The organism is Fuscovulum blasticum DSM 2131 (genome assembly GCF_003034965.1).
GTDB lineage: Bacteria > Pseudomonadota > Alphaproteobacteria > Rhodobacterales > Rhodobacteraceae > Pseudogemmobacter > Pseudogemmobacter blasticus.
The window spans coordinates 72,101-84,743 of record NZ_PZKE01000005.1 but is presented as its reverse complement, the minus strand read 5'-3'; the positions used below and the strand labels follow the sequence as shown (position 1 = coordinate 84,743).

General features: G+C 66.6%; 8 protein-coding genes and 1 pseudogene. 6 read left to right on the top strand and 3 right to left on the bottom strand.

The genetic code is table 11. The features are described from left to right. The first annotated feature begins 27 nt into the window (after positions 1-27). The 6 genes and pseudogenes from glgB to C5F44_RS06785 all read left to right on the top strand — a co-directional run bounded on the left by glgB (position 28) and on the right by C5F44_RS06785 (position 10,408). The gene (glgB, locus tag C5F44_RS06810) at positions 28-2,202 is read left to right on the top strand and encodes a 1,4-alpha-glucan branching protein GlgB (protein ID WP_107672771.1); all 2,175 of its coding nucleotides are present in this window, start codon (positions 28-30) and stop codon (positions 2,200-2,202) included. Between the two features lie 27 nt (positions 2,203-2,229). Next, a complete protein-coding gene (gene glgC / locus C5F44_RS06805; protein ID WP_107672770.1) occupies positions 2,230-3,501 on the top strand; it encodes a glucose-1-phosphate adenylyltransferase in 1,272 nt (423 codons plus the stop codon). Between the two features lie 43 nt (positions 3,502-3,544). Further along, a complete protein-coding gene (gene glgA / locus C5F44_RS06800) occupies positions 3,545-4,972 on the top strand; it encodes a glycogen synthase GlgA (RefSeq protein WP_107672769.1) in 1,428 nt (475 codons plus the stop codon). After that, positions 4,969-7,084, top strand: a pseudogene (gene glgX, locus C5F44_RS06795) (glycogen debranching protein GlgX). Before glgA ends, glgX begins: the two are co-directional and overlap by 4 nt. Continuing rightward, on the top strand, positions 7,081-8,706 hold the full coding sequence (locus C5F44_RS06790; protein ID WP_107672768.1) for an alpha-D-glucose phosphate-specific phosphoglucomutase: 1,626 nt from the start codon (positions 7,081-7,083) through the stop codon (positions 8,704-8,706). Before glgX ends, C5F44_RS06790 begins: the two are co-directional and overlap by 4 nt. A 172-nt stretch (positions 8,707-8,878) precedes the next feature. Further along, positions 8,879-10,408, top strand: a complete 1,530-nt coding sequence (locus tag C5F44_RS06785; RefSeq protein WP_107672767.1) for a trimethylamine methyltransferase family protein — start codon at positions 8,879-8,881, stop codon at positions 10,406-10,408. On the opposite strand, the gene C5F44_RS06780 is transcribed toward C5F44_RS06785, so the two are convergent. The 3 genes from C5F44_RS06780 to C5F44_RS06770 are packed head-to-tail and all read right to left on the bottom strand — an operon-like array spanning position 10,405 to position 12,638. Then, entirely contained in the window at positions 10,405-11,229 is an 825-nt protein-coding gene (locus C5F44_RS06780) for a metallophosphoesterase family protein (protein ID WP_107672766.1), read from the bottom strand. The genes C5F44_RS06785 and C5F44_RS06780 overlap by 4 nt on opposite strands. After that, positions 11,226-12,164, bottom strand: coding sequence for a diacylglycerol/lipid kinase family protein (locus C5F44_RS06775; RefSeq protein ID WP_107672765.1), 939 nt, complete (start codon positions 12,162-12,164; stop codon positions 11,226-11,228). The genes C5F44_RS06780 and C5F44_RS06775 overlap by 4 nt, the downstream gene beginning before the upstream one ends. 24 nt (positions 12,165-12,188) lie before the next feature. Continuing rightward, the gene (locus C5F44_RS06770) at positions 12,189-12,638 is read right to left on the bottom strand and encodes a lytic transglycosylase domain-containing protein (protein ID WP_107672764.1); all 450 of its coding nucleotides are present in this window, start codon (positions 12,636-12,638) and stop codon (positions 12,189-12,191) included. Positions 12,639-12,643: the final 5 nt, after the last annotated feature.

Genomic DNA, 12,643 nt, shown 5'->3' with positions numbered 1-12,643 from the left:
CATACGCACGGGCTGGGGGGACGGCGGATGACGGGCGAAGAGTATGTGGACAGTGATGCCGCCTGGGCGATTGCCGAAGGGCGCCATGGCGACCCCTTCTCGGTGCTGGGGCCGCACAAGCGGGGCAGCGCCTGGGTCATCACCGCCTTCGTGCCGGGGGCAGAGCGCCTTTGGGTGCTGAGCGGCAAGAAGGTTGAGGAAGCCACGCCCTATCCGGGCATCGCCGGGTTGTTCACCCACCGTCTGCCCCGCAAGGCGGCCTATCGGCTGCGGGCAGAAGGCCATGGCACGGAATGGGAGTTTGAAGACCCGTTCCGCTTTGGCCCGGTGCTGGGCGAGATGGACGAATACCTGCTGGGCGAGGGGACGCACAAACGTCTCTGGCAGGTGCTGGGCGCGCATTGCATCACGCATGAGGGCGTCGAGGGCGTGCATTTCGCCGTCTGGGCCCCGAATGCCGAGCGCGTCAGCGTTGTTGGCAACTTCAACATCTGGGACGGCCGTCGCCACCCGATGCGGCGGCGCGGGCCGACGGGCGTGTGGGAAATCTTCGTTCCCGGCCTGACCGAAGGCGAGGCCTACAAATACGAAATCCGCGGCCCCGGCGGGGTGCTGCTGCCGCTCAAGGCCGATCCGGCGGGTTTCGGGTCGGAACATCCGCCGGCCACGGCCTCGGTCGTGCGGCGGATCGGCGGTGCCTTCCACGATGCCGACTGGATGGCGGCGCGGCACAGCCACAACAGCATTGACGCGCCAATTTCGGTCTATGAGGTGCATCTGGGCTCATGGCGCCGCGCGCCGGGCAACCGGATGCTCAGCTATACCGAACTGGCCGAGCAACTGGTGGATTATGTGGCGGACATGGGGTTCACCCATATCGAATGTCTGCCGGTTTCCGAATTCCCGTTCGACGGAAGCTGGGGCTATCAGCCGGTCGGCCTGTTCGCGCCCACCATCCGGCACGGCACGCCGTCCGAATTCCGCGCCTTTGTCGATGCGGCGCATCGCAAGGGGCTGGGCGTGCTGCTGGACTGGGTTCCGGGGCATTTCCCTTCGGACGCGCATGGTCTGGCACAGTTCGACGGCACCGCGCTTTATGAACATCAAGACCCGCGCGAAGGGTTCCATCAGGACTGGAACACCCTGATCTACAATTATGGCCGGGTCGAGGTGAAGAACTTCCTGGTCTCGAACGCCCTGTATTGGCTGGAAGAATACCACGTTGACGGGCTGCGCGTCGATGCGGTGGCCTCGATGCTGTATCGCGATTACAGCCGCAAGGCGGGGGAATGGATCCCCAACCGCGACGGCGGGCGCGAGAATTACGAAGCCATCGACGTGCTGCGCGCGATGAACATCACCGCCTATGGCGAATGTCCGGGCGTGATGACGGTGGCCGAGGAATCCACCGCCTTTCCGGGCGTGTCGCGGCCGGCTGACTGGGGAGGGCTGGGCTTCGGCTTCAAGTGGAACATGGGCTGGATGAACGACACCCTGTCCTACATGCAGAAAGACCCGCTGTTCCGCAAATACCACCACCACAAGATGACCTTCGGGCTGGTCTATGCCTGGTCCGAGAACTTCATCCTGCCGATCAGCCATGATGAGGTGGTTCACGGCAAGGGCAGCATGTTGGCCAAGATGCCCGGCGACGGCGATCAGAAATTCGCCAACCTGCGGGCGTTCTACGGCTACATGTGGGGCCATCCGGGCAAGAAGCTGTTGTTCATGGGCCAGGAATTCGCCCAGGGCGCCGAGTGGAACCACAATCAAAGCCTGGACTGGCACCAGCTTGACCTGCCGCCCCATGCCGGGGTGCAGGCGCTGGTGCGTGATCTGAACAACCTCTACCGCAAGACCCCGGCGCTGCATGTGAACGACTGCCGCCCCGAGGGGTTCGAGTGGATCGAGGCCAATGACGCCGAAGCGTCGGTCTATGCCTGGCTGCGCAAGGGCAGGGCGGGCGACCCGATGGTCGCGGTGGCGGTGAACATGACGCCGGTCGAGCGCAGCTACTGGCTGGGCCTGCCCGCCGCGGGCAAATGGGTCGAGGTGATGAACACCGATTCCGCCGTCTATGGCGGGGGCAACCGGGGCAACATGGGCGGCGTGAAGGCCGAGGCGGTTCCGTCGCAGGGGCGGCCCCATTCGGCGCTTGTCACGCTTCCGCCTTTGTCGGCAGTGTATTTCATGCAGGGTTGACGGGTATCTGTCAGGGGGAGTGAGCAGATGAAGGCAAGATCGAACCAGAGACTGTCGTCGCAGGCCATGGCCTTTGTGCTGGCCGGTGGGCGCGGTTCGCGGCTCAAGGAACTGACAGACCGTCGCGCCAAGCCGGCGGTGTATTTCGGCGGCAAGACCCGCATCATCGACTTTGCCCTGTCGAATGCGCTGAACAGCGGCATCCGCAAGATGGCCATTGCCACGCAATACAAGGCGCACAGCCTGATCCGGCACATCCAGCGCGGCTGGGGCTTTTTCCGGGCCGAGCGGAACGAATATCTGGACATCCTGCCCGCATCGCAGCGCATGGACGAGGTGAACTGGTATCGCGGCACGGCGGACGCGCTGGCGCAGAACATCGACATCATCGACAGCTACGGGATCAAGTATGTCGTCGTGCTGGCCGGCGACCACATCTACAAGATGGATTACGAAATCATGCTGCGCGAGCATGTCGAGACCGGCGCAGACGTGACCATCGGCTGCCTGACCGTGCCGCGGATGGAAGCGACCGCCTTCGGCGTGATGCACGTCGACCGGGACATGCGCATCACGCAGTTTCTGGAAAAGCCGAAAGATCCGCCCGGTATTCCCGGCGATCCCGATCACGCGCTGGCCTCGATGGGGATCTATGTCTTCGACTGGGCCTTCCTGCGCGACCTGCTGATCCGCGACATGGTGGATGAAAACTCAAGCCACGATTTCGGCAATGACCTGATCCCCGACATCGTCAAGAACGGCAAGGCGATGGCGCACAAGTTCGCCGACAGTTGCGTGACCAGCGGGCTTGAGGATGAACCCTACTGGCGCGATGTGGGCACGATTGATGCCTTCTGGCAGGCCAACATCGACCTGACCGATTTCGTGCCGAAGCTGGACATCTATGACAATAGCTGGCCGATCTGGACCTATTCGGAAATCGTGCCGCCCGCGAAGTTCATCCACAACGAGGATGGCCGCCGCGGACAGGCGATTTCATCGCTGGTGTCGGGTGACTGCATCGTGTCCGGCTCGGAAATCCGCAATTCGCTGCTGTTCACCGGAGTGCGGACGCACAGCTTCTCAAGCCTGGAATATGTGGTGGCGCTGCCGCGCGTGATCGTCAACCGCAAGGCGGAACTGTCGAACTGCGTCATCGATTCCGGGGTGATCGTGCCCGAAGGCCTGGTCGTGGGGCAAGACCCCAAGGAAGATGCCAGGTGGTTCCGCCGCACCGACACTGGTATCGTGCTGATCACGCAGGATATGCTGGACGCGCGCGCCCGGGCCCTGGGGTAAGGGCCGGGCAGGCGGCGTGAAACGGGCAAGGGGGCCAAGGCAGATGGGCGGGCGGGTGCTTTCGGTCGCATCGGAATGTGTGCCGTTGATCAAGACCGGCGGTCTGGCCGATGTCGTGGGCGCCTTGCCTGCCGCGCTGGCCGGGGCGGGCTGGGACATGCGGGTGCTGATCCCGGCCTACCGCCCCTTGCGCGGCATGGCGGCCGACTGGCCCGAGGTGATGCGCGACGAAACCCTGTGGGGCGGCCCCGGCCGGGTGCTTGAGGGCAAGGTGGCCGGTGTGCCGCTGCTGCTGCTGGACGCGCCCCATCTGTATGACCGCGAAGGTGGCCCCTACAGCGGGCCGGGTGGCGATTACTGGGACAATCCCCAGCGCTTTGCCGCGCTGAGCTGGATCGGCGCGCGCATCGCCCGCGAAGGGATCGAGGGCTGGAGGCCCGACATCCTGCACGCGCATGACTGGCAGGCGGCGCTGGCGCCCGCCTATCTGACCTATCACGGCAGCGGCGGGTGCAGTTCGGTGATCACTGTCCACAACATCGCCTTTCAGGGCCAGTGCCCGGCGGCGCTGCTGGGCGATCTGCGGTTGCCCTTCGGCGCCTTCCACCCCGGCGCGCTGGAATATTACGGCGGGCTGTCCAGCCTGAAGGCGGGCCTTGTGACCGCCGACCGGATCACCACCGTCTCGCCCACCTATGCGGCCGAACTGATGCGGCCGGAATTCGGCATGGGCCTGCAAGGGGTGATCGCCCAGCGGGCGGGCGTGGTTTCGGGCATCCTGAACGGCGTCGATCTGGAGGTGTGGTCGCCTGAGATCGAACCCGTGAACCCCTATTCCCCGAAAGCCATGGCCGGCAAGGCCGCCGCCCGTGCCGCCCTTTGCGCCGAATTCGGGCTTGAGGTGCCGGGGCCACTGGCGATTGTCGTGTCGCGGCTGACCGACCAGAAGGGCATTGACCTGCTGCCCGCCGTGCTGCCCGATTTCGTGGCCGCCGGCGGCGGGCTGGCGGTGATCGGCACCGGCGATCCGGGGCTTGAGGCCGCGATGCGCGGGCTGGCCGCGCGCTTTGCCGGGCGGGTGGGCGTCCGCATCGGCTATGATGAGGCCTTGAGCCACCGCATGTTCCAGGGGGCCGATGCCGTGCTGGTGCCCAGCCGGTTCGAGCCCTGCGGCCTGACGCAGATGTACGGGCTGCGCTATGGCGCGCTGCCGGTCGTCTCGGCGGTGGGCGGGCTGGCCGATACGGTCATCAACGCCTCGCCCGCCGCGCTGGCCACGGGTGTGGCCACCGGCATCACCTTCTGGCCAACCGATGCGCTGGCCCTGGGCCAGGCCTTGCGCCGTCTGGTGGCGCTGCATGGCGACCGCAAGGCCTGGGGCCGCGTGCAGCAGAATGCCATGGCCGCGCCGGTGGGCTGGCAGACCAGCGCCGCCGCCTATGCGGCCCTCTACGAAGGGCTGCAAGGGTGACAACCGCCCCCCGCATCCGGGCGAACGGACATTCCGTTTCGCCCGGCAGGCCTTGGCCCATGGGCGCCACGCTGACGGGTGACGGCGTGAATTTCGCCGTGTTCTCGGCCCATGCCGAACTGATTGAACTGTGCCTGTTCTCGCCCGATGGTCGCAAGGAGCTGGCCCGCCTGCCGATCCGCGACCGCGACGGCGACATCTGGCACATCCATGTCGGCGGGCTGACGGCGGGGGCGGTCTACGGCTTCCGCGCCTTTGGCCCCTATGACCCCGAACGCGGCCACCGTTTCAACCCGCACAAGCTGTTGCTGGACCCCTATGCCCGCGCGCTGGAAGGGCGGTTGAAATGGTCGGATGCGCTGATGGGCTACAAGATCGGCACGGCGCGCGGCGATCTGAGCTATGACACCCGCGACAGCGCCTTTGCGGTGCCCAAGGCGGTGGTGACAGACCCGTCCTTCGGCTGGGGCAACGACGACCACCCCCGCCACCGCCCGCACCGATTCCTTGATCTACGAGGCGCATGTGCGCGGCCTGACCATGCGCCATCCGGGCGTGCCGCAGGGCCTGCGCGGCACCTATCTGGGCCTCGCCTCGGATGCGGTGATCGACCACATGCTGAAACTGGGCGTGACGGCGGTGGAACTGCTGCCGGTGCAGGCCTTCATCGACGAACGCTTCGTGGTGACGCGGGGCCTGCGCAATTACTGGGGCTACAACACCATCGGCTTCTTCGCGCCCGAACCGCGCTACATGGGCAAGGGCGGGCTGTGGGAATTCCAGACCATGGTGCGCCGGCTTCATTCCGCCGGGATCGAGGTGATCCTTGATGTGGTCTACAACCACACGGGCGAGGGCGACCAGTGGGGCCCGACCCTCAGCTTCCGCGGGCTTGATAACGCCAGCTATTACCGGCTGGCCGATGGCGGGCGGAACTATGTCAACGACACCGGCACCGGCAACACGCTGAACCTGACGCACCCCATGGTGCTGCGGATGGTGATGGATTCGCTGCGCTACTGGGTCGAGGTGGCGCATGTCGACGGCTTCCGCTTCGATCTGGCCACCGTGCTGGGCCGCGAGGCGCAGGGGTTTGACCCGAACGGCGGCTTTTTCGATGCGATCCGGCAAGACCCGGTGCTGAGCCGGGTGAAGCTGATCGCCGAACCCTGGGACATCGGTCCCGGCGGCTATCAGCTTGGGGCCTATCCGCATCCGTTTCAGGAATGGAACGACCGTTTCCGCGATGGCGTGCGCCGGTTCTGGCGCGGCGATGTGGCGATGACCCGCGATCTGGCGGCGCGGCTTCTGGGTTCGGCCGAACGGTTTGACCATTCGGGCCGGTCCGCCGGATCGTCCATCAACTTCCTGACCAGCCATGACGGGTTCACCTTGCAGGATCTGGTCAGTTTCACCGTCAAGCGCAACTGGGACAACGGCGAAGACAACCGCGACGGCCATTCCGAAAACCATTCCGACAATCTGGGGGTGGAAGGGCCGACCAATGTTCCGGCGGTGCTGGCCGCGCGGGCGCTGCGCAAGCGCAACCTGCTGGCAACCCTGATGCTGAGCCAGGGCGTGCCCATGCTGCTGGCGGGGGATGAGATCGGCCAGACCCAGGGCGGCAACAACAACGCCTATGCGCAGGACAACGAGATTTCCTGGATCGACTGGGCCAATGCCGATCAGGCGCTGGCGGGGTTCGTGGCGCGGCTGGCCGCTTTGCGCAAGGCGCATCCGGTTCTGCACCAGCGCCGGTTCCTGCACGCCCGCGCCCGGCCTTCGGACGGGCTGCGCGATGTGATCTGGCGCCGCCCCGATGGCAGCGAACCGTCGCCGCAGGACTGGCACGATCCGGCCTTCCGCTGCCTGTGCGTGGAATTGCGCATGGCGGCCGAAGGCGGCGATCCCGGGTCGGGCGCCGTGCTGGCGGTGTTCAACTGTGGCGGGGCCACCGCGCTGCGCCTGCCGGACACCGCGCCGCGCTGGGAGCTGATCCTTGATACCACCCGGCCCGAGCTGACCGAAGGCCCGGCCCCGCAAGAGGTGCCGGCGCAATCCGTGCTGTTGCTGCGTTCGCGCCCCGATGTTCCCGAGGGAGAGACCCCATGACCACCACCGTCAAGACCACCCCCATCGCCGGGCAGAAGCCCGGCACCAGCGGCCTGCGCAAGAAGACCCCGGTCTTCATGGCGCGGCATTATCTGGAAAACTTCGTCCAGTCGGTCTTTGACGTCGTGGGATGCGCCGGCAAGACCTTCGTGCTGGGCGGCGACGGGCGCTATTTCAACGACCGCGCGGCGCAGGTGATCCTGCGGATGGCGGCGGCCAATGGTGCTGCGCGGGTGATCGTGGGGCAGGGCGCGTTTCTGTCCACCCCGGCGGCCAGCCATCTGATCCGCCTGAACAAGACCGATGGCGGCATCATCATGTCGGCCAGCCACAACCCAGGCGGCCCGACCGAGGATTTCGGCGTCAAGTTCAACATGCCGAACGGCGGCCCCGCACCCGAAGCGGTGACCGAGGCGATCTACCGCCGCACCACCGAGATCACCGAATACCACATGGTCGAGGCGCAGGATCTGGACCTGGCCCGCATTGGCCGGCACGATCTGGCCGGGATGGTGGTCGATGTGGTCGATCCGGTGGCCGATTATGCCGCGCTGATGGAAACCCTTTTCGATTTTCCGGCAATCCGCAGCATGTTCGCCGGCGGCTTCCGTATGCGGATGGACAGCATGTGCGCCATCACCGGGCCCTATGCGGTGGAAATCCTGGAAAACCGGCTGGGCGCCGCACAGGGAACCGTGGTCAACGCCGCGCCGCTGCCCGATTTCGGCGGGATGCACCCTGACCCGAACCCCACCTGGGCCAAGGCCCTGATGGACGAGATGTTCGGTCAGGACGCTCCCGATTTCGGCGCTGCCAGCGATGGCGACGGCGACCGCAACATGGTGGTGGGGCGTGGCATCTATGTCTCGCCTTCGGATTCACTGGCGGTGCTGGCGGCCAATGCCCATCTGGCGCCGGGCTACAAGGCCGGGCTGAAGGGCATCGCGCGGTCTATGCCCACCAGCGCCGCCGCCGACCGGGTGGCCGCCGCGCTGGGGATCGGGGCCTATGAAACGCCGACCGGATGGAAGTTCTTCGGCAACCTGCTGGATGCCGGCCGTGCCACGCTGTGCGGTGAGGAAAGTTTCGGCACTGGCAGCGACCATGTGCGCGAGAAGGACGGTCTCTGGGCCATCCTCTTGTGGCTGAACATTCTGGCCGTGCGCAAGCAATCGGTGGCCCAGATCCTGCAGGAACACTGGGCGAAGTTCGGTCGCAACTACTATAGCCGCCACGATTTCGAGGCGATCCCCACCGACAAGGCCGATGCGATGATGGCCGCCTTGCGCGAAAAGCTGGCCAGCCTGCCCGGCACCGCGCTGGAGGGGCTGGTGGTCGAGGCGGCGGATGATTTCGCCTATACCGACCCGGTTGACGGCTCGGTCAGCCTGAAACAGGGCGTGCGGGTGCTGTTTGCCGGCGGCAGCCGCGCCGTGTTCCGCCTGTCGGGCACCGGCACCGAAGGCGCAACCCTGCGGCTGTATCTGGAACGCTATGTGCCCGGCCCCGATGGTCTGGCCGAAGACCCGCAGGCGGCGCTGGCCCCGATCATCCGCGCGGCCCATGCCATTGCCGGGATTGAAACCCACACCGGCCGCACCGCGCCCGATGTGGTGACCTGACGCAAGGCGCGGGCAGGGGCAGGGGCGTCGGATCGCCCCTGTCTGCCTCTGCCGGCCAAGGATTGTTTGACCCAAGGGAAAGCTGGCGTTTTTGCGCCGCCGCCTTGTCGTTTTCGGGCAATTCCCCGGCCACGGACTGTCGTCAGATCAGGGGCGGCAGCAGGGGGCAACCATGAACGAACAGCGGCGCAGCGGACGGCAGGCACGGGCGGCGGAGCGCAGCCGCAAAGGCGGCGGCATCGGCCGGCCCTATATCCAGCGCGGCATCCCGACCTATGACGTGCTGTCCGAAGAAAACCTGATCCGCATCGAACGCGCCGCCGACCGGATTCTGGCCGAAACCGGGATCGAGTTCCGCGACGATCCGGTCGCGCTGGACCACTGGCGCCGCGCCGGCGCGCAGGTCGATGATCTGCGGGTGCGGTTCGAGCCGGGGATGCTGCGCGAAATCCTCAGAACGGCCCCGGCCGAATTTACCCAGCACGCCCGCAACCCGGCCAAATCGGTGCAGATCGGCGGCCGCAACGTGGTGTTTGCGCCGGCCTATGGCAGCCCCTTTGTGATGGATCTGGATCAGGGCCGCCGCTTCGGCACGATGGAGGATTTCCGCAATTTCATCAAACTGGCGCAGTCCAGCCCCAACCTGCACCATTCCGGCGGCACGATCTGCGAACCCACCGACGTGCCGGTGAACAAGCGCCACCTTGATATGGTGATGGCGCATATCGAACTGTCCGACCGGCCCTTCATGGGGTCTGTCACCGCAGAAGAGCGCAGCGAAGACAGTATCGAGATGTGCCGCCTGCTGTTCGGGACAGAGTTCGTGGACCGCAATTGCGTGATCCTTGGCAATGTGAACGTGAATTCACCTTTGGTCTGGGATGGCACCATGACCCGCAGCCTGCGTGCCTATGCGCGGGCCAATCAGGCGGCGGTGGTGGTGCCCTTCATCCTGGGCGGTGCGATGGGGCCGGTCACCAATGCCGGCGGCATTGCCCAAAGCCTGGCCGAGACCATGGCCGGCTGCGCGCTGACCCAGTTGGAACGCCCCGGCGCGCCGGTGATCTTCGGCAACTTCCTGTCGTCCATGGCCATGCGGTCGGGCAGCCCCACCTTCGGCACGCCGGAACCGGCCATCGGCAGCATGGTGATCGGCCAGCTTGCGCGCCGGCTGAACCTGCCGCTGCGCTGTTCGGGCAATTTCACCACCTCGAAACTGCCCGATGCGCAGGCCATGACCGAAGGCACCATGTCCATGCTGGCCGCCGTGCATTGCGGCGCGAACTTCATCCTTCACGCGGCGGGCTTTCTGGACGGGCTACTCAGCATGTCCTACGAGAAATTCATGCTGGATGACGATCTTTGCGGCGCGCTGCACGCCTATCTGGACGGGGTGAAGATCGACGATGACCAGTTGGCGGTCGATGCCTTTGCCGAGGTTGGCCCCGGCAACCACTTCTTCGGCTGTTCGCACACTATGGCGCATTACGAAACCGCCTTCTGGGACAGCGGGCTGGCCGACAACGAACCCTTCGAGAAATGGGAAGCCGCCGGCAGCGAAGACGCCGCGACGCGGGCAAACCGCGCGTGGAAGCTGCGGCTGGCGGAATATGAAGCCCCGCCGCTGGACGAAGGTCTGCGCGACGGGCTTCGCGATTTCGTCGCGCGCCGCAAGGCCGAGGTGGCCGACGCCTGGTATTAGGGGGCAGGGGGCGCGGCAGGCACCGGCACGGCGCCATCGGTCTGCCATTCCCCCGTCTCTTTGCGGAAGTGTTCGGCCGGGCCTTCGGCAAAGCCTTGCCCCGGCAGCGCCAGCCAACTGCGCCGCGTCACCCGGCCGGGGTGCAGCTCGATCAGGCTGAAATCATTGGCCCCGGTCTTGCGCCGGGTCGAGATGGCGGTGCCCACCTGCAAAAACAGCGTGCCCGCCGCCGTTTCGGCGAAACCGGAATGGGGCATGTGGGTGTGGCCTGACAGAACGATGTCGGTGCCCGCTGCCGCAAGCGCGGCCAGTGCATCGGCCGGGCGGGCCATGTCGGCAGGCGTTCCGTCGCTGGCGGGCACCGGCGCGTGGTGCAGCACCGCGATGCGCCAGCTTTCGGAGGCCGCTTCGGCAAAGCTGCGGGCAAGACGCCGGCGCGAGGTATTGCGCATCCTGCCCGCCTTCCACACCAGCGGATCGGCGGTATTCACCCCCTGGATCACCGCGCCGGGCAGGGCAAGCTGCGGCTCAAGCTCTGGCCCGAAGGCGCGGGAATAGCGCCGGAACGGCGCCAGCAGGCGCAGGGCAAGGTTGTAAAGCGGCATGTCGTGATTGCCCGGCACCACAAGCACCGGCGCGGGCAGTTGCGCCACGAAGGCGCGCGCCGCCGCGAACTGGTCAGGCCGGGCGCGCTGTGTCAGGTCGCCCGAGATCACCACGGCATCCGGGGCCAGATCCCGCGCCAGCGCCAGCACCGGCGCCAGCAAGCGATCCTCCACCGCGCCGAAATGCAGGTCGGACAGATGCAGCAGCCGCGTCATGCGCCGCGCCCCTGCGGCGGTGCCTTGGCGGGCAGCGGCTTTTCCGGCGGCACGATCACATGAAGCTGGTCATTCGACAGCGCGATGGTCAGCGGCAGGTCCATCCGCAGCTTTTCGCCATCCAGCGCCACAGAAATGCGCTGCCGCCCCAGCACGGTGATGCCAATCCGTTCGGGCGTCAGCACCTGCACGTCGCGGTCATGGTCCACCCGCCGCCGCACCAGCCGCCAGGCCAGCCGCAGGAACCCCAGCCGCGTCTGTTTCTGCGCCAGGAACAGCGCGAAACGGTCGGCCGAAATCGCTTCGCCGCCTTTCAGTCCGAACTGGTCAAGCTGATAGGCCGAGCGGGCGATGAACACCATCGGCGTCCGCACCAGCCGCCGGGTCTCGTCCAGTTCCAGCAACATGCGATAGGGGCGCTGGAACCGCAGGATCGTGCGCAAGGACGCAAGATGCGCCAGAATCCGATAGCGGCCGAAGCGGGCATAGGTCGCCTCGCGCTCCTCAAGGATCGCGGGGTAAAGCCCGATCGAGACATTGTTCAGGAACAGCCGGCCGTTCAGCGTGGCCACCGCGATGGAATGGTCCTGTCCGCTCAGGATCGCCCGGGCGGCGGCCTCGGGGTCTTCGGGCATCTGCAGGCCGCGGGCAAAATAGTTGAACGTGCCCAGCGGCAGAACGGCCAGCGCGCTGTCGGTGCCGGCAAGGGCATGGGCCACGCCCGCCACCGTGCCATCGCCCCCGGCGGCCACGATGATGCGAAACCCGTCCCGCACCGCCTGTTCGGCCTGCGGGGCCGGGTCGCCGCTGAACTTGCGCAGCACGGCGCGCGGACCAAAGACCGCCATCGCCGCATCCAGCGCGCCGGGGTTGCGCTGTGCGGCGCCCGATTTCGGGTTGGCGATCACGCAGATGTCCGCGGTGCGCGCCGCCATGATGCCTTGCCTTTCCGCAGGGCCTCAGCCCTTCAACCCGGTTTCCCTCAGCAGCCCCATCCGCTTGGCCTCGTAATAGTATCCTTTCGAATACCACATGACCGCACGGTCTTCGCTGCCGCGCGACACCAGCCAAGCGCCGCGCAGATACTTGCCCGCATACATGAGGTTGGTCTCGGCATCGAGCAAGCCCTCGGGCGAACCTTTGTAGCCCATGGTCCTGGCGGTGCCCGGATGGATCTGCATCAGCCCGTAATAGGGCCCGTTGCGGGCGCGCGGGTTATAGCCGCTTTCGCGGCGGATCACCCGGTGCAGCAGGCTTTCGGGAATGCCGTGGATGCCGGCATATTTGCGCACCAGCGCGTGCATCTCGGGCGTGTCGCCGGCGGCGCGCGAAGGTTCGGGGCGGCGGGCCGCGCAGGCGGCCAGCGCCAGCGGCAAAAGCATCAGGGTCGCGCGGCGGGTCAGGGGCATCGGGC